Raw genomic sequence first — 17650 nt, forward strand, 5'->3', positions numbered from 1 at the left:
ATTTTTTTATTTGTTTTTCCTAATTTTTCAGGGCGAATATACTAATTTTTTACAGCCCCTGGTTTGTAACCTAATTTTACAATTACATCGTTACTAACATCGTAACTGCTACTTGCATAAATCATCATTGTAGCTTCGCTGCTTTTATCAAAGATGAAATCTAAGAACTTAGCCTTTGCGATTTGTTTAATTACATCAGCAACTTTATCCTGAATAGGTTTAATTAATTTTACACGGCTTTGGAACAATTCGCCATCAGGACCAAACTTTTGACGCTGAAATTCCTTTGCAGCTTTTTCCTTTTCAATAATTTCGTTCTCTCTGCGTTTGCGCATATCATCAGTTAATAAAACCTGATCAGCCTGATAAGCTTTATACATCCTGTCGATTTCACTAAAATTCTGGTCAACTTGCTGCTGCCATTGTTTAGATGCGACTTCCATTTGGCTCAACGCCGATTTGTATTCGGGCATATGCTTTAGGATATACTCCGTATCTACATAAGCAAACTTTTGGGCAAAAGCGCCAAAAGTTGTGCAAAGTAAAAATGCAATTAAAAAATACTTTTTCATTTGTGTGTGTGTTTATGTTTTTATTAAAGCTAAGCCTTGTATAAACTCAACTAATAATGTTTTATTGCATAATTAATTATTTTTTTAATCAATAACAATTAAAATCCACCTAATTGTTGTGCGATACTAAACGTGAAGGCTTGCTTACCACCATCTGAGATACCAGGTATAGTATCAAATGCATGACCATAATCTATACCCAATAAACCAAAGATTGGTAAAAAGATACGAGCACCCACACCAACAGATCTTCTGATGTTAAACGGATTGAAATCACCAAATCTATTCCAGGTATTACCACCCTCAGCAAAGGCTAAAACAAATGCAGTTGCTTGTTGGCTTTTAATTACCGGATAACGAGCCTCAATTACATATTTAGTATAAATCGGACTTCCTGATGTTTGCGCCTGATTAACATTTGAACCATTAGGAATAACCGCATTGTTAGCATAACCACGCATCGCAATAATTTCAGAACCTTGTAAGAAGTCGAAACCTTGCATACCATCACCACCTAATTTGAAACGCTCAAATGCAGATTGACCTGTTGCACCGGTGTATTGACCTAAGAAACCGAATTGGGCTTGTGCTTTAATTACAAACTGACCACCAACTCTTTGATAAAACTGCGAATCGAATTTCCATTTGTGATACTCGGTAAATCTATATCTGGTTTTATCAGATGCTGTTGCATAGTTTACACCATTAAATAATGAATATGGTGGCGTTGCCTGAACCGTAAAACGGATGAATGAACCCGACAATGGATAAATAGGCGAATCCCTTGAATCGCGGCTTATTTCTTGTGATAAGTTTAAGTTATAAGATGTACCTGTGCTAAACAAGAATCCTGGGTAATTTTGAAGCACGTATTGTTGTAAACTAACCGCATGGCTTAACTGGAAATAGTTATCAGGCCAGTTTAATCTTCTACCCAAACTTACGGTAACACCGTTTAAACGAATTTTAAAGTAGTTAGGATTGCTCGAATCGCCAATACCGCTAGACTGTAATGAAGTAAAAGCACTTACACCAAAACTAACTGGCTTTTCACCACCAAACCAAGGTTGAGAGAAAGAGAAACTGTAAGATTGGTAAAATTTACCATTCGTTTGTCCACGTAAGCTTAATTTCTGTCCATCTCCTTTTGGTAATGGTTTGTAAGCTTTTAAATTAAATAGATTTCTTAACGAGAAGTTATTAAAGGTTAAACCTAATGTACCGATAATACGGCCACCACCAAAACCACCTGATAACTCAATTTGATCGGAAGGTTTTTCTTCAACAGCATATTCAATATCTACCGTTCCATCTGCAGGATTAGGGCGAGGTGTAGGAACCGTTTTTTGCTCATCAAAGTTCCCTAACTGACCAATCTCACGAACAGTACGAATTAAATCACTTTTGCTGAACTTTTGTCCCGGCTTAGTACGAATCTCACGTAAAACAACTTTATCGTTTGTAATTGTATTTCCTTTTAACGTGATGCGGTTATTGGTGTACTGCGGTCCTTCGTAAATACGCATTTCCACATCAACAGTATCACCATAAATTTTAGTTTGAACCGGGTCGATGTTAAAAGTTAAATAACCATTATCCGTATATAAACTATTAATATCGCCACCGTTTTCGCCACCACCGTTAATTTTCTTATCTAATTTATCTTCACTAAATACGTCACCTTTTTCGATAGATAGCACTCTGTTTAAAACATCAGTGTTATAAATCGCATTTCCAGCCCAGGTTACATTACCAAAATAGTATTTTTTACCTTCGTAAATATCCATTTTAATGTTAACCTTTTTGCTGTTATGTTGATAAATGCTATCCTTTAAAAGCTCAGCATCACGATAGCCTTTTTCGTGTAACTTGGCTATCATTTTAAGCTTATTCTCCTCGTATTTCTCTTTACTGAATTTACCCGAACCCCAGAAACGCCACCAGGCAAATTGCTTAGGATTTTTAAGGTATTTACGAAGCTTAGCAGCTTTAAAATCCTTATTTCCGGTAAAATCAATATGCTGAACTTTTACCCTGCTCCCTTTGTCAATATCAGCTACAAGAATTACACTGTTATCGGCATTAGGATCTTTACGTGTAGAATAATTGATTTTAGTGAAGAAGAAACCTTTATCCAATAAATACTTCTTAGCAATTGCCGAAGTAGTATTGTATAAGTTATCATTTACGATTTTGCCCGTTTTATCATTTAATTTTTCTTGAATAGCTGTTCTTTCAGATTTACGAACACCTTTCAACTCGATAGAACTTAAACGGGGACGCTCTACAACTTCGATTTCAAAGAAAACAGAATCCTGAACAAATTTTTCTATGTTTATTTTAACATCATCAAACAAACCTTGCGCCCAAAGCGTTTTAATTGCATCGGCAGTAGCTTCGCCAGGTAATACAACTTTATCACCTTTGGTTAATTTAGATAATGTGATTAAAACCTCTTTATCCAAATATTCAGTACCGATAATTTTTGTACCGCCAATAATATATTCCTTTGGGCTGAAATAATCTAAATCCAGGTTACCAACCTTTAATGTTGGGGTTACGGGAGCCTGAGTTTGCGGACGTATTTGAGCAAAGGCCGGAGCGGCTAAAAATAACAGGACTAAAACTTGAAATATTCTTTTCATTAAAATAATTTGTTCAGTAATGACCACCAAAAGTTAAAGTTTTTGCAAAGCAAAATTGCTTTTCTTTTATGCTTTCTGCGTGATTACATTTATCGTATAAATTGGGGCTAAGTTAATTTAAACCCTTGTTAAAAAGTGTTAAAAGAAAAATTAGTTTAATTGTTCACTAATTTTACCGAAACGACGTTCGCGTTTTTGATAATCTACAATGGCTTCAAAAAGATTTTCTCTTCTGAAATCTGGCCATAAAACATCAGTAAAATAAAACTCAGTATAAGCCATTTGCCAAAGCAAATAATTACTGATGCGATGCTCTCCACTGGTTCTAATCATCAACTCAGGATCAGGAATATTTACAGTGGTTAATTGAGCAGAAAATAGGTTTTCATCAATATCATTAACCTCTATCGAATTGTTTTTTACAGCCTCAGCAATTTTCTTGGCAGCATTAACAATTTCCCATTTTGCGCTGTAGCTTAATGCAAGTGTTAAAGTACACTTTTCGTTATGCGCTGTTTTATCCATCGCCTCTTTCAAATCATTAATACATTCTTGTGGAAGCGATTCGATATTACCAATTGCGTTTAACTTGATGTTATTTTTGTTTAAGGTTTCGGTTTCCTTATTGATGGTAGAAATAAGAATTTGCATCAAAGCATCAACCTCCTCTTTTGGGCGATTCCAATTCTCGGTAGAAAATGCATAAAGTGTTAAGTATTCAATACCAACTTCCACACAACCTTCTACAATATCTTTAACAGATAAAACGCCATGTTCATGACCGAAAACCCGCATTTTACCTTGGCCTTTTGCCCATCTACCGTTACCATCCATGATTACGGCGATGTGTTTTGGCAGGCGATTATAATCTATTTGTTCTTTAAATCCCATTAATTATGTCAAAATCAGCTTAAAAGGAATAGCATTTTGAGGATACAAAGGTAAAAGATATGCCAACACTAACAAATAGATAAGTGTCCCTTTTTCTAAAATCTCCTCTTTGTGTTCCAGGTACACCCGTTTGATGCAGAGATGGATCGCTTAAATTTAGTGGTGGATTACCAACCGAAACCTGATTTACAGGGTAAACACCACTAACATCATCCAGATAATCGGTAAATGCGGTACGGTAACCAAGCTCTGTAAATATACTCCAGGTATCTTTGTAATTATATTTTATACCACCACCATAAGGAATTGTTAAAACGGTGTTTTTATATCCGTTAGGCTGTCCTTCTGTTGCAAGATAATCCAATCTATATTTCTCGCCATCATATTTTATACTTGGCTTAAAATTCACAAAACCAACGCCTGCATACAAATAAGGTGTAAATCTTCTATTCCCACCGTTTATTGAATAATCAAAAAAATTGAAATCGAGTATTGCAGCACCTTCATTTAATGTTGTTTTAAAACTAAGGTTACGTTCTACAAATTGTTCGTTGCTTGAGTTGGCATCATTGGCCCTGATTTGGCCATAATTATAAATCGCCTTTAAACCGAGGTAAGCATTAAAATTACGCTTTACTAAAAGGCCGCCATTTATGCCACTAATTTGAACCGGATTATTTTGGTTCAGATCGCCAATATAACCAGCCCCTCCAGCCTGCAAACCAATTTCCCATGTTGCAAAGTATTGCGCCTTTGCAAGGTTGGCGAAAAATATAAAAAGGATGAAAAAGCTTAGTCGGTTTAGCGTCATACTTAATAGTTACGGGTATCAATGCCCCATAATAATTTATTCCTTAACGTGTTTAAATAAGTTTCATTGTTAAGGCGTATAAGATTTACGCAAAAATCGGCTTTTTTTATGGATATTTTTACTGAGCGTTCTACAGTTACCGTTCGGCTATCGCAAGAAACCAAGAACTTAGATTCTCTGGCCTCAACCTCAAATGATAAGGAACTGCTATCAGGTAGAACGACAGGCCTGACGTTAAGATTATGTGGCGCAATTGGTGTAACTACAAAATTTCTTGAATCAGGATAAATAATTGGTCCACCGCAGCTTAGAGAATATGCCGTAGAACCGGTTGGTGTTGCAATAATTAATCCGTCAGCCCAATAAGAGTTAATGTATTCGTTATTCATCTTTGCATGAATAATCATCATTGCTGAATTATCACGACGATGAATCGTAATATCATTCAGGGCAAAGTTTTCTTCGCCGAACAATCCATTTTCAGATTCGAGCAGCAAAAGTGAACGTTCATCCAAAGTGTATTCGCCATTTATCAAAGCTTTTAAAGCCGATTCTATTTCGGTTTTATTGATACTTGCCAAAAACCCTAACCTGCCAAAATTAATCCCGATAACTGGAATACCAGAGTTGCGAATTAAAGAAAGCGTATCAAGTAATGTACCATCGCCGCCTAAACTTAGCAAAACATCGGCGAGTTCTTTTAGCTCTTTGTGGTTATGAAAGGTTACTGTATTGGCAGGCAATTTAATTTTGCCGTGAAGCGAATTCTTAAATTTATAATGAAGAACTGGCTGTATATTATGGCTTTCTAAATGATTAAAAACTTCCTGTACGTAAGGCAAAACAGTATCGTTAAAATCCCTGCCATATATTGCGATTCTCATAAAATTAAACGTTTAAATAGTTCATAAAAGAATCGTAGCGTTCTTGAGAACCATCATCAACTTGAGTATTATTATAAACTTCTTTAACTTGATAGTCATAACGCTCAAAAGAAGCGACTAAAGAAGTGATTTCGGTTTTATTAACTTTTAACGTTACTTCTAACCGGGTAGAATTTTCAAACGAACTAACATAAGAAGATAATATCTGTGCATTATCGGCCTCAACTATCTGAGATATATGTGCCAAAGAATTATCTCTGTTGCTGATTTCAAGAACTATGATACCTCCGGGTTCGTTAACCGCATAGATTTCTGCAACTGCATTAACCATACTCGATATAGGAATTACCCCAACATAGTTTTTTTGAGCATCTAAAACGGGAATAGCCGTTAACTTCAGCGAGTTAAGTAGTTTAATTACATCATATACATGCGCATTAGAAAAAACAAAAGCATTTAAAAGATTAAGGGACGCATCTTTAATTGATGTTTCTGTGTTTCTTATTTCAAGCAAATCATCTTCCGCTAGCAATCCTAAAAACTGATTATCGGTAACTACAGGCATATGATTAAGCTTGAACTCATTCATGCGTTCTAAAGCTTTCTGCACTGTATCGTCAGTTTTTAATGGAAGTATAGCATTCGATATGATTTCCTCTGCAAACATTATTTAAGTAATATCCTATCTAAAAATTTCTGTAAAAATGAATTAAATATTTCCGGATGCTCCATCATTGGTGCATGTCCGCATTTATCAACCCAGTTTAATTCTGAGTTGGGTAATAACTGATGAAATTCTTCTGCAACTTCAGGTGGCGTAACCTTATCATTCTTGCCCCAAATTAATGAAACTGGTATAGTGATTTTGGTTAATTCCTTAGCCATGTTATGACGAATAGCCGATTTAGCCATCGTTAAAATTCTAAGCACTCTTGAACGGTCGTTAACAGTTTTGAAAACATCATCCACCAGTTCTTTAGTCGCCGTTGCCGGATCGTAAAATGTAAACTCTACCTTTTCTTTAATATAATCGTAGCTCTCTCTGCGGGGAAAAGAACCGCCGAAAGCATTTTCGTAAAGACCAGAACTTCCGGTTAACACTAAAGCTTTTACAAATTCCTGGTGTGCAACTGTAAAAACCAAGCCAACATGGCCGCCTAACGAATTACCAACCAATACAACCTGACTTAAATTTTTAAACTTTAAGAATCGGTGCACGTATCTTGATAAAGCCTTAACGCCTAGAGTTAAAATCGGCAAATCATAAATTGGCAAAATTGGTACAACAACGTGGTATCTATCTTTAAATTGATCTAAAACAGGCTCCCAATTGCTCAATTCGCCCATCAAACCATGCAGCAACACCAATGTCTCACCTTTTCCGGCTTCTATATATTTAAATCCTTCTTCTTCTATTACTTGGTAGTTCATATTAATTGATGGTATTGTGTTACTAAGTTAGTAGAGTAAATTCATATTTTGGCATTTATATGCCATTTTTCTGAAATAAAATCAAAAACGGTTCAAAAATTGCCTTTCAGACATCAAAAAGCATTTTTTGTTTTCGCTTTCAACTTATTGCTTTAAACCTAAGCTAATTTTTCTTTAACAATTTCAGCAATTAACTTACCATCGGCTTTGCCAGCAAGTGCTTTATTTGCTAAACCCATAACTTTCCCCATATCCTTAACTGATGTAGCACCAGATTGTTTGATAACATCTGCTATAATAACAGCGACTTCAGTTCTATCTAATTGTTTAGGTAAAAACTGATTTATAACCTCGATTTCTTCTTCCTCTACTTTGTATAAATCTTCACGATTTTGTTGCTTGTAAATATCTGCAGATTCACGACGCTGTTTAATGAGTTTTTGAAGAATTTTCAGTTCCGTTTCTTCAGTAATTTCTTCTGTTGCACCTTTCTCAGTTTTAGCCAAAAGCAAAGCAGCCTTTATCGCTCTTAAACCTCTTAATTGTGCATCATTTTTAGCCAACATGGCTTTTTTTATTTCTTGATCAATTGTATTTGATATCATCTTATTAGGTGTTAAATCGGTTATTCGTTTAAATTGATTAATTGCATGGTATTTTTGTCTAAATGATTAATTGTTCAGTTAACCAGCCTGAACAATTAGCCTAATCAGTTTAACAGTTAACCTATTTTCTATTTATTAATGTTGCCGTTGCTTGTGCGCTAGGCATAATTAACATATCATTTATATTTACATGCTTCGGTCTGCTAACTACATACCAAATTGCATCAGCAATATCATCTGCTATTAAAGGTTCAAAATTCTCATAAACCTTTTTTGCCCTTTCTTCATCACCTTTAAAGCGAACTACAGAAAATTCAGTTTCTACGGCTCCTGGATTGATAGAAGTTACCTTAATTTCGTGTTGCAATAAATCGATGCGCATGGCTTTTGTCAAGGCATCAACTGCATGTTTACTTGCGCAATAAACGTTTCCGTTTGGATAAACTTCTAATCCCGCGATAGAACCAATGTTTACGATATGACCAGATTTATTTGTAACCATCCAGTTTGAAACTACTTTGGTAACGTACAATAAACCTTTCACATTGGTATCAATCATATTATCCCAATCATCGGTATTGCCTTTATCAACTGGATCTAAACCTTGACTTAAACCAGCGTTATTAACCAAAACATCAACTTTTTTCCAATCAGTTGGTAGAACTTCCAGTAAATTAGTAATGGCATTTTTATCCCGAACATCGGCAACAATTTGCTTTACTGTAATTGCATACTTATCTTCCAGATGATGTGCTATATTACTTAATCGTTCCTCACGACGTGCCACCAAAATAAGGTTGTAACCATTTTGGGCAAAAATATGTGCGCTAGCCTTGCCGATACCAGAAGTTGCGCCTGTAATTAAAGCTATTTTAGACATTTTTTTTATGAATTTCGAACAAGCAATAATTTAAATATTGCTTAAACCATGGCAGCAAAGGTAAGTTTTTTTTGAAATGCTTAACTACTCAAAAAACAAGCTGAATGTAAAATGGCGCAACTTGGTTTTATCTAATGGATTAGCAAAAGCCGTATTGTCATGTTGCAACAAATCATTCAACGAATAAGATACTTTTATCTCTGGCGACATTTTGAAATACTCGAAATATAAATCAAAACCAATTCCGGTTTCGTAAGATAAATAGTTCCTTTTGTTTTTTAGAAGCTTATTCAAAGGGATTTCGCCCTCATCAAAGGTTTTCTTTTTAGAGGCAATATCCATTGAATATTTTGCACCGCCAATCCAATATGCCCTAAAATTATTTAGACGATTAGATTTAATTTTAAGCGTAAGCGGAATTTCAAACATAGTAGCCTGAACTTTCTTCTCGATAACCGTTTGAAAAGCTGGAGGTGAAACCGATGTATTAACAGGCTCCGGAATGGCTGGACCAGGTTCATATTCGTACCTTATAACCCTATCACTAAAAATTAAGGATGGCGTAGAACGCAAATCAAAGTTCTCTGAAATTCTTTTATTCACAACAAAACCTAATCCAAAACCCACCGATGGTGGACTTGAAATGGCAGTCATTGGCATAGTGAGCTGTCTTCCATCTTGCGGATCTAAGTAAACATCACGCCAGTTAGCCTTTTTTAAGATTTTGTATTCTGCTGAAATATATTGAAAGCTGAAACCAAAATGTAAGTCTTCATCATCTACACCCCCACCCCAATTTTGGGCAAAAGTAGTAAACGCCACCATTAAGAAGGAGATGATTAAGCTTACTTTTTTTATCATTTAGTACCGGTATATATCGAACTTATTCCAAACGTTAAAATTCTTTGTTTGGTACTTTTGAAACCTACTTTTTCCATCAAATTAGTAAAATCTTTACCATCAGGAAATGCTGCTACAGATTCTGGCAAATAAGTATAAGCTCTTGCATCTTTTGAAAACAACTTGCCAAAAAACGGTGTAACCTGCTTAAAATAGAAACTATATAATTGTTTAATTGGAAAGACACGAGGTTTAGAAAATTCTAGAATAACCATTTTACCACCGGGTTTTAAAACCCTAAACATGTCCTGCAATCCTTTTTCCAGGTGCTCAAAATTGCGCACACCGTACGCACAGGTTATCGCATCGAAAGTATCATCATTAAAATGCAAACCCTCTGAATCGCCAACCTGAACAGAGAAAACCTCGTTTAGGCTGCGTTCGTTAATTTTCTTTTTGGCAACTTCAAGCATACCTTCAGAGATATCGACACCAATAACCTTTTCTGGCTGAAGCTTCTTGATTGCTTCAAAGGCAAAATCTCCTGTTCCGGTAGCTACATCAAGTACAATCCTCGGATGGATAGATACCAGTTCCTTTATCGCTTTCTTGCGCCACAAAACATCAATACCTAAAGATAAAAAATGATTTAAAAAATCGTAAGTGCCTGAAATGTTATTAAACATGCTTGCAACCTGCTCTTTTTTAGTTGCATCTTCTGCTTGGTATGGAGTTATATTCTGATTCATGATATGTGGCAAAGATAGAGAAAAAGTCGGGAGTCAGAAGCCAGGAGATAGAAGTCTTAGGCGTATAAACTTACGTAAAACTCAATTTTACATTTCAACAAGATTAATCGTTTTTGACTATAGACTTCGGTCTTCGGACTTCCGACTCAAAACCATACCTTTGCTTTATGATTATTAAAACCGCAACTTTTGTTTGCAGCAACACCCAAATTTCGGCATTGCCGGCTCCACTTATGCCTGAGTATGCTTTTATCGGGCGTTCGAATGTGGGTAAATCTTCATTAATTAATATGTTGGTTACCCATCATGGCTTGGCTAAAACATCGCAACGACCAGGAAAAACCCAACTTATCAATCACTTCTTAATAAATGAAAATTGGTATATTGTTGATTTACCTGGTTATGGCTATGCAAAAGTTTCTAAAACGAGTAGAGAAAAATGGGAGAAATTCATCAGAGCCTACATCACCAAAAGAGAAAGCTTGCAATGCGTTTTTGTTTTGATAGACAGCCGTTTAGAGCCACAGCAAATTGATATTGAATTTTGCTATTGGTTGGGCGAAAAACAAATTCCTTTCTCACTAATTTTTACAAAGGCCGATAAACAAGGAATGACCATCACTCAAAAAAATGTAACCGCATTTAAGAAAAAGCTAGGTGATTTTTTTGAAGAAATTCCGGCAACTTTTATCACATCGGCAGAAAAAGGAACTGGTAGAGATGAGGTATTAAATTTTATCACGGAAGTAAATAAAGATTTCGTTGTACCAGCTGACTATAAAAGGTTTTAAGTTTTAATTCAATGGTTCAAGGCATTGGTTTATTGGGTAGCGATTGTACAATTAAACGATTATCAATTGAACAATAACCTAATCAACAATTAACCAATTGAGCAGTTTAACAATTAATTAATTCTACAAATCAAGCAGCTAACCCTGTTATTAATGAAAAAATACTTCTCACTCGTTTTATTTGCGCACTCCGTTTTTGCACTACCATTTGCTATGATCGGATTCTTTCTGGGCGTAACAACAACAGATAATCCTTTCTCCTGGTATAAACTGATTTTAGTATTGCTATGTATGGTTTTTGCTCGTAATTCGGCAATGGCTTTCAACCGATATTTGGATAGAAACATCGATGCTAAAAATCCACGCACTAAAATGCGTGACATTCCGGCTGGTAAAGTTTCTGCCCGTGAAGCGCTGATTTTTGTTATCGTAAACTGTATATTATTTGCTGTAACTACCTATTTTATTAATCCGCTTTGCCTGTCTTTATCGCCAATAGCGTTATTTGTTGTATTATTTTACAGTTACACTAAACGTTTCACGGCACTTTGCCATTTGGTTTTAGGCCTGGGTTTGGCACTTGCACCTATTGGTGCATATGTTGCCGTAACTGGACAATTTGCCATCGTACCCGTTTTATATTCATTCACCGTTCTATTTTGGGTAAGTGGATTCGACATCATTTATGCCTTGCAGGATGAAGATTTCGACAGAGCAGAAAAATTACATTCAATTCCATCGGCTCTTGGCATAAAAAATGCACTGAACGTTTCTGTTTTACTGCATATTTTTTCTGCTGCATGCGTTATCCTGCCTGTGTTTTTTACAACATTTAGCTGGGTTTATTATGTTGGAATAGTGTTTTTCTGTTCGATGTTGATATACCAGCACCTGCTTGTAAAACCTAACGACATTAGCAGAGTTAACCGGGCTTTCCAGACATTAAACGGTTACGCATCAGTAGTATTTGCAATATGCTTTTTAATAGATGCATACATAAGAACGAAATAGATTAGTAAATGATAGAATGAGTGGATTTACAAAAACTCGTCATTGCGAGGCACGAAGCAATCTTTAAACGAAAGACAAACTTATTCATCCAACCAGTCAATCATTCTCAATTCAATAACTAATAACATGATTATAAATAAAAAACCACGAAGATATATCCCCCAAGAACTTAACATCACTTGGGAAAGCTTAGAACCAATTTTTGCAGAATTACAAAACCGTGTGCTAAACAATTCTACTGAATTAGAGCAATGGCTTAAAGATAGGTCGGAAATTGAAGCTGCTTTAGAAGAAGATTTCGCATGGCGATACATTAAAATGAGTTGCGATACAGCTAACGAAGAATTGGTTAAAAACTTCCAATATTTCGCAACAGAGATTGAGCCGAAAATTTCGCCTTTATCTAACGAACTAAACAAGAAATTTAGCGAAAGTCCTTATATGGATGAGTTGGATAAGGAAAAATACTTTGTTTACAGCAGAGCTATAAAAAAAGCATTAGAACTTTATCGTGAAGAAAACATTGAACTGTTTACCGAATTACAGGTTAAACAACAAAAATATCAGGGTATAACTGGTTCCATGAGCGTTGAAATTAATGGCCAGGAATATACACTTGAACAGGCTTCAATTTTTGTTAAAGATTTAAACCGCGAGATACGTGAGCATGCATGGAAAACCATTCAGCAAAGAAGACTTGTAGATAAAGACGATCTAAATATTTTATTCGATGAGTTGATAAAACTACGTAATCAGGTTGCACTGAATGCTGGTTTCGAGAACTACCGCGATTACATGTTTCAAGCTTTAGGTCGTTTTGATTATACCCCACAAGACTGCTACGATTTTGCGAACGCAATTGAGAAAGAAATTGTACCAATTTTGAAAGAACAAGCAGAGAAAAGACGCGAAGCATTAACTCTAGAAACCTTAAAACCTTGGGATTTAGAAGTAAGTGTAAGCGGTAAGCCTGCACTGAAACCATTTAATAATGGTGAAGAGTTAATCGATAAAAGTATTGCTTGCTTTAATGCTATTGATGAAAAATTAGGAAGCAAGCTTGCAACCATGAAAGCGAATAATCTTTTTGATGTAGAAAGCAGAAAAGGTAAAGCTCCGGGCGGTTATAATTATCCGTTAGCTGAAACTGGTGCTCCATTTATTTTTATGAACTCTGCTAATTCGCTTCGCGATTTAACGACAATGGTTCACGAAGGCGGACACGCAATACATACATTTTTAACTGCTAATTTAGAATTAAACGATTTCAAACATTGCCCTTCAGAAGTTGCAGAATTGGCATCAATGAGCATGGAATTAATTTCTATGGATAATTGGGATGTTTATTTCGATAATGCAGAAGATTTAAATCGTGCTAAAAAAGAGCAATTAGCTGATGTTTTAAAAACTTTGCCTTGGGTTGCTGTCATCGACCAGTTTCAGCATTGGATTTACACCAATCCAAACCACACAGCTGCAGATAGAGAAGAAACATTTAAACAGATTTACAACCGCTTTGGAGCAGGCTTTGCCGATTGGACAGATTTAGAAAAAGAGTTCGGTAATGTTTGGCAAAAGCAATTGCACTTATTCGAAGTTCCTTTTTATTACATCGAATATGCAATTGCACAATTAGGAGCAATCGCAGTTTGGAAAAACTATAAAGAAAATCCTCAAACAGCTTTAGAGCAATATTTGGCCGCACTTTCTTTAGGTTACACAAAACCGATGAATGAAATTTACGAAACCGCCGGCATAAAATTCGATTTCAGTGCAGACTATGTTAAAGAACTTGCTGCTTTTGTAAAAGAAGAATTAGAGAAACTTGGTTAAATAAAAAATAATTTCAAAAGAAAAGCCGCAACTATGGTTGCGGCTTTTCTTTTGCCTAAATCTTTCAGGCTAATTTAAAGCTTCAGCTGAATCTTTCTTTCTTGTTTTCATAATCAGAAACATCACAAAAACAGAAAGTAAAATCATTACCAAATAGCTATGGCTCAAATTTAATTCATCTTTAGCAGGAATTAAATTTACTACTGAATAACTTAAGAAAGAGACAATTACGTAAGTTATCCCTCCAGTTAAACCACCGGCAATACCTGCATTTTTAGGAAATTTACTCAGACAGAAAGTGAAATAATTATTAAAGGTAAATCCTGCTCCTATGTGAATAATAAATGCAAAAAAGATTAACGACCATAGGTTGTTAACAAAGTTGATGCTAACGATCATCAGAAGTACAAAAACAACCTGTAATAAGCTATTAATCATCAATCTTCTAAAGAAAGGTTTGTTAATTGTAGCTTTCCCGATAAAACCACCAACCATCCAGGCAAAACCCAAAACAAGAGAACTGTAACCCGCTACCACAGGTGTAAAGTGTAGTTCATGCTCGATAATAAATGGTCCGGTCATATTATAAACCATCACCATACAATAAGCCAAGCCCAACATTACAATACCCAATGTAAAGCTGGTCGTTTTAATCATGCTGATATAAATGCCTGTAATTTTTTTGAGTTGAAAATCGGTAAAGTGTTTTAATGTTTCGCCACTAAATATTAATTCAAGTAATGCAAACACAAGGGCAAAGCCTGCAAGAAAGTGGAAATTTGATTCCCATCCAAAAGCTGTTTGCAAATAACCGCCAATAAATGGCGCAACAATTGGCCCGGTAGACCAAATAATAGAAAATAAACTCAGGTAATGTTTAAGTTTATCACCTGAAAACAAATCAACAAAATAAGCCCTTTTGGCCACCACAATTGCGCCCACAGAAAGTCCGTGGATAATCCTCATTAAATAAATAAGGTAAATGTTGTGGGTTATGGCAACGATTATACTTGCAACCGCAAAAATAAAGAGTGAATATAGTCCGATTTTATACCGCCCAAAACTGTCTAAAATACTGCCTATAAAAAGCTGTGCTACTCCATAGCTAATCAGAAATATGCTTAAGGTTAACTGAACCTGAATATCACTTACCTGCATTTCGCCAGCCATTGTTGGCAAAGAAGGAATATAAATATCTGTCGCAAAACCAGATAATGGAATCAATGCAAAAGCTAATATTGTGGAGATTCCTTGATGTTGTGGTCTGATGTATTTTATGTTACTTATTTCTACTTTGGGCATGATTGTTTTAATTTCCATCAAACATTAAGTTCAATTGATTTATTTAATATGCGGCAAAATTAGTGTTTTGGAGCAGGGCAGAATTACACAATTCAAACAATTTGCGTTTGAAAACAGATATTCAATAAATTTGACTTTCACTGTATAATTAGGCTTTTTTAAAAATGGATTTATCCATTCATAAATTGGTATCAAGAAATTTATACCCTGCTTTAAACGTTTTTAACTGATATTTTTTTAAGTTTGAGGAATACAACAACCAAAACAAATGTTCGAGAAGCTATTCAGGAAGAAATCTATTTCTAAGATATTACAAGATGCAGCAAAAGGCTATGGCGACCATGATAGTTCTTTGCATAAAACCCTTGGCGTACGCGATTTAACTGCTTTTGGTATTGCGGCAATTATCGGCGCAGGCATTTTCAGCACCATAGGTAAGGCTAGTGCCGATGGTGGACCAGCCGTAATTTTCTTATTTATCTTTACTGCGGTTGCGTGTAGTTTTGCGGCTTTTGCTTATGCAGAATTTGCATCAATGGTTCCGGTTTCTGGTAGTGCTTATACATATTCTTACGTTGCATTCGGCGAATTAGTAGCTTGGATAATTGGTTGGTCGCTCATTATGGAATACTCCATCGGTAACATTACAGTTGCCATTTCCTGGTCCGATTACTTTACAGGATTGCTCTCCACCATAAAAATACCCGCTCTTGGCATCAATGGTATTCATGTTCCGGATTGGATGACAATGGATTATCTAAGCGCTTATAACGGCCATAAACAAGCCGAAGCCCTATTGGCTGCAGGGAAAAACCTTGCCGATTTAGATACGGCTACAGCCTTGGCCAACAATGCTTGGTTAACCGCACCGCAGATTGGCGGCTTTCATATCGTTGCCGACATTCCGGCACTTGGCATCATTATTTTAATTACCTGGCTAATTTACCGTGGTATGAAGGAAAGCAGAAATGCAAGTAATGCAATGGTTGTGGTAAAACTTGCAGTTATTCTTTTGGTTTTGGCCGTAGGTATTTTTTATGTTGATACTAGAAACTGGAATCCATTTGCACCAAACGGCGTTAGTGGCGTTTTAAAAGGCGTTTCAGCTGTATTTTTTGCCTACATCGGCTTCGATGCGATTTCGACAACTGCAGAAGAATGTAAAAACCCTCAACGCGATTTACCTCGTGGAATGATGTGGGCTATTATAATTTGTACTATTTTATACGTTGCAATCGCCTTGGTTTTAACCGGAATTGTAAAATCTGATACCTTAGCCGTTGGCGACCCATTAGCATTCGTTTTCGATCAGATTGATTTGAAATTAATGAGTGGCATTATTGCCGTTAGTGCCGTTTTTGCTATGGCAAGCGTACTTTTGGTGTTCCAAATGGGGCAACCACGTATTTGGATGAGCATGAGCCGCGATGGTTTATTACCTAAATCATTCTCGAAAATCCACCCGAAATACAAAACGCCATCATTTGCCACCATTGTAGTTGGTTTTGTCGTTGCTGTTCCTTCGCTTTTTATGAATTTAACCATCGTAACCGACCTTTGTTCAATCGGCACTTTATTTGCTTTTGTACTTGTTTGCGCAGGCGTTTTGGTACTACAAAACCGTCCGGATGTGCAACGTGGAAAATTTAAAATCCCTTATGTAAACAGTAAATTTATTGTTCCTATAGCATTTATCGCAGCCATTATATTTTCATTTACACAATACGGAAAAGAAACAAAAGCATTCTTTTTAAATTCACCAAAAACGGTTCAAACTGTAAATTTTGTTACCTCTTTAAATGGCGATGAACTAAAAATCGTTAAGACAGAAATCATTAAAAATGCAGCGCCACAGATTATTTTAACCGATAAGGTTGATGCAGAATCTTATTTAAGCGGTTTACCTGCTGATAGATATGAACAGTTTATTTCGGCATCAAAAATCACGATAGAGAAAAAATACGAAAGTGGTTGGAGCCTTTTCAAGCATAAAATACCAATGTGGATTTTCTTAATCATTTGTGTTATTATTTGTTATTACTGCATCACTAAAAACCTTTCACTAATACCCGTTTTAGGTTTAATTAGTTGCTTGTATATGATGTGTGAACTCGGAATTTCAAACTGGATTGGCTTCGGAATTTGGCTGGTAATTGGTTTGGTTGTTTACTTTGCTTATGGATATAAGAACAGTAAACTAGCGAAAGAGCTACACTAATTTTTTTGGAAATGACTGTTTTGTATTGCTTTGAGGGTTTTAGTCCCGCTTTTACCAATAGTCCCGATGAAACCTGTGCAATGCTAAAGTTTGTTCAAAAAAATCAATTTAGCTGCCTAAATCGGGAGCTATTTGGTGCAATCGGGTTTAAATACAAAGGACTTCAATTATGGCTGAACCTTTAGCC

At 35.8% G+C, this 17650-nt stretch carries 16 protein-coding genes; 4 read left to right on the forward strand and 12 right to left on the reverse strand.

The features are described from left to right. Positions 1–41: 41 nt before the first annotated feature. The 11 genes from R2Q16_RS00260 to ubiE all read right to left on the reverse strand — a co-directional run bounded on the left by R2Q16_RS00260 (position 42) and on the right by ubiE (position 10308). A complete protein-coding gene (locus R2Q16_RS00260; protein WP_316734448.1) occupies positions 42–572 on the reverse strand; it encodes an OmpH family outer membrane protein in 531 nt (176 codons plus the stop codon). A 98-nt stretch (positions 573–670) separates the two neighbouring features. After that, entirely contained in the window at positions 671–3217 is a 2547-nt protein-coding gene (bamA, locus tag R2Q16_RS00265; protein ID WP_316734449.1) for an outer membrane protein assembly factor BamA, read from the reverse strand. Positions 3218–3367: 150 nt separating this feature from the next. After that, the gene (locus tag R2Q16_RS00270) at positions 3368–4108 is read right to left on the reverse strand and encodes an isoprenyl transferase (protein ID WP_316734450.1); all 741 of its coding nucleotides are present in this window, start codon (positions 4106–4108) and stop codon (positions 3368–3370) included. A gap of 19 nt (positions 4109–4127) precedes the next feature. Further along, positions 4128–4919: a DUF6089 family protein gene (locus R2Q16_RS00275; protein WP_316734451.1), complete on the reverse strand. Its 792-nt coding sequence runs from the start codon at positions 4917–4919 to the stop codon at positions 4128–4130. A gap of 2 nt (positions 4920–4921) precedes the next feature. Next, a complete protein-coding gene (locus R2Q16_RS00280) occupies positions 4922–5803 on the reverse strand; it encodes an NAD kinase (protein WP_316734452.1) in 882 nt (293 codons plus the stop codon). A 4-nt stretch (positions 5804–5807) separates the two neighbouring features. After that, entirely contained in the window at positions 5808–6470 is a 663-nt protein-coding gene (locus R2Q16_RS00285) for a CBS domain-containing protein (RefSeq protein ID WP_316734453.1), read from the reverse strand. Further along, the gene (locus R2Q16_RS00290; RefSeq protein ID WP_316734454.1) at positions 6470–7234 is read right to left on the reverse strand and encodes an alpha/beta hydrolase; all 765 of its coding nucleotides are present in this window, start codon (positions 7232–7234) and stop codon (positions 6470–6472) included. Before R2Q16_RS00290 ends, R2Q16_RS00285 begins: the two co-directional genes overlap by 1 nt. Positions 7235–7392: 158 nt before the next feature. Further along, positions 7393–7839 (reverse strand): GatB/YqeY domain-containing protein, encoded by a 447-nt coding sequence (locus R2Q16_RS00295; RefSeq protein WP_316734455.1) that lies wholly within the window; start codon positions 7837–7839, stop codon positions 7393–7395. Between the two features lie 121 nt (positions 7840–7960). Next, positions 7961–8719 (reverse strand): SDR family NAD(P)-dependent oxidoreductase, encoded by a 759-nt coding sequence (locus R2Q16_RS00300; RefSeq protein ID WP_316734456.1) that lies wholly within the window; start codon positions 8717–8719, stop codon positions 7961–7963. A gap of 84 nt (positions 8720–8803) precedes the next feature. Further along, on the reverse strand, positions 8804–9580 hold the full coding sequence (locus tag R2Q16_RS00305; RefSeq protein WP_316734457.1) for an outer membrane beta-barrel protein: 777 nt from the start codon (positions 9578–9580) through the stop codon (positions 8804–8806). Next, the gene (gene ubiE / locus R2Q16_RS00310; RefSeq protein WP_316734458.1) at positions 9577–10308 is read right to left on the reverse strand and encodes a bifunctional demethylmenaquinone methyltransferase/2-methoxy-6-polyprenyl-1,4-benzoquinol methylase UbiE; all 732 of its coding nucleotides are present in this window, start codon (positions 10306–10308) and stop codon (positions 9577–9579) included. Before ubiE ends, R2Q16_RS00305 begins: the two co-directional genes overlap by 4 nt. A 167-nt stretch (positions 10309–10475) precedes the next feature. Between ubiE and yihA the strand changes: the two genes are divergently transcribed. The 3 genes from yihA (at position 10476) to R2Q16_RS00325 (ending at position 13943) form a co-directional block, all read left to right on the forward strand. Next, positions 10476–11099 carry a ribosome biogenesis GTP-binding protein YihA/YsxC gene (gene yihA / locus R2Q16_RS00315; RefSeq protein WP_316734459.1) on the forward strand — a complete coding sequence of 208 codons (624 nt, stop codon included), beginning with the start codon at positions 10476–10478 and terminating at the stop codon, positions 11097–11099. A gap of 153 nt (positions 11100–11252) precedes the next feature. Next, the gene (locus R2Q16_RS00320; RefSeq protein WP_316734460.1) at positions 11253–12110 is read left to right on the forward strand and encodes a UbiA-like polyprenyltransferase; all 858 of its coding nucleotides are present in this window, start codon (positions 11253–11255) and stop codon (positions 12108–12110) included. Between the two features lie 126 nt (positions 12111–12236). Next, positions 12237–13943 (forward strand): M3 family oligoendopeptidase, encoded by a 1707-nt coding sequence (locus tag R2Q16_RS00325; RefSeq protein WP_316734461.1) that lies wholly within the window; start codon positions 12237–12239, stop codon positions 13941–13943. 69 nt (positions 13944–14012) lie between these two features. Here R2Q16_RS00325 and R2Q16_RS00330 read toward each other — a convergent pair whose 3' ends face one another. Next, complete coding sequence (locus tag R2Q16_RS00330) at positions 14013–15245, reverse strand: MFS transporter (protein ID WP_316734462.1); 1233 nt, start codon at positions 15243–15245, stop codon at positions 14013–14015. Between the two features lie 268 nt (positions 15246–15513). Here R2Q16_RS00330 and R2Q16_RS00335 point away from each other — a divergent pair, with 268 nt between their 5' ends. After that, complete coding sequence (locus R2Q16_RS00335) at positions 15514–17463, forward strand: amino acid permease (RefSeq protein WP_316734463.1); 1950 nt, start codon at positions 15514–15516, stop codon at positions 17461–17463. Positions 17464–17650 lie beyond the last annotated feature (187 nt).

It is taken from the genome of Pedobacter aquatilis (genome assembly GCF_032678425.1).
GTDB classification, from domain to species: Bacteria; Bacteroidota; Bacteroidia; order Sphingobacteriales; family Sphingobacteriaceae; genus Pedobacter; species Pedobacter aquatilis_B.

Bases quoted from the DNA above. Each gene is read 5' to 3' on its own strand.
- R2Q16_RS00300 (WP_316734456.1), bottom strand. From the start codon at position 8,719: ATGTCTAAAATAGCTTTAATTACAGGCGCAACTTCTGGTATCGGCAAG.
- R2Q16_RS00320 (WP_316734460.1), top strand. From the start codon at position 11,253: ATGAAAAAATACTTCTCACTCGTTTTATTTGCGCACTCCGTTTTTGCA.
- R2Q16_RS00285 (WP_316734453.1), bottom strand. From the start codon at position 6,470: ATGTTTGCAGAGGAAATCATATCGAATGCTATACTTCCATTAAAAACT.
- R2Q16_RS00330 (WP_316734462.1), bottom strand. From the start codon at position 15,245: ATGCCCAAAGTAGAAATAAGTAACATAAAATACATCAGACCACAACAT.
- R2Q16_RS00305 (WP_316734457.1), bottom strand. From the start codon at position 9,580: ATGATAAAAAAAGTAAGCTTAATCATCTCCTTCTTAATGGTGGCGTTT.
- R2Q16_RS00290 (WP_316734454.1), bottom strand. From the start codon at position 7,234: ATGAACTACCAAGTAATAGAAGAAGAAGGATTTAAATATATAGAAGCC.
- yihA (WP_316734459.1), top strand. From the start codon at position 10,476: ATGATTATTAAAACCGCAACTTTTGTTTGCAGCAACACCCAAATTTCG.
- bamA (WP_316734449.1), bottom strand. From the start codon at position 3,217: ATGAAAAGAATATTTCAAGTTTTAGTCCTGTTATTTTTAGCCGCTCCG.
- R2Q16_RS00260 (WP_316734448.1), bottom strand. From the start codon at position 572: ATGAAAAAGTATTTTTTAATTGCATTTTTACTTTGCACAACTTTTGGC.
- R2Q16_RS00270 (WP_316734450.1), bottom strand. From the start codon at position 4,108: ATGGGATTTAAAGAACAAATAGATTATAATCGCCTGCCAAAACACATC.
- R2Q16_RS00325 (WP_316734461.1), top strand. From the start codon at position 12,237: ATGATTATAAATAAAAAACCACGAAGATATATCCCCCAAGAACTTAAC.
- R2Q16_RS00335 (WP_316734463.1), top strand. From the start codon at position 15,514: ATGTTCGAGAAGCTATTCAGGAAGAAATCTATTTCTAAGATATTACAA.
- R2Q16_RS00295 (WP_316734455.1), bottom strand. From the start codon at position 7,839: ATGATATCAAATACAATTGATCAAGAAATAAAAAAAGCCATGTTGGCT.
- R2Q16_RS00280 (WP_316734452.1), bottom strand. From the start codon at position 5,803: ATGAGAATCGCAATATATGGCAGGGATTTTAACGATACTGTTTTGCCT.
- R2Q16_RS00275 (WP_316734451.1), bottom strand. From the start codon at position 4,919: ATGACGCTAAACCGACTAAGCTTTTTCATCCTTTTTATATTTTTCGCC.
- ubiE (WP_316734458.1), bottom strand. From the start codon at position 10,308: ATGAATCAGAATATAACTCCATACCAAGCAGAAGATGCAACTAAAAAA.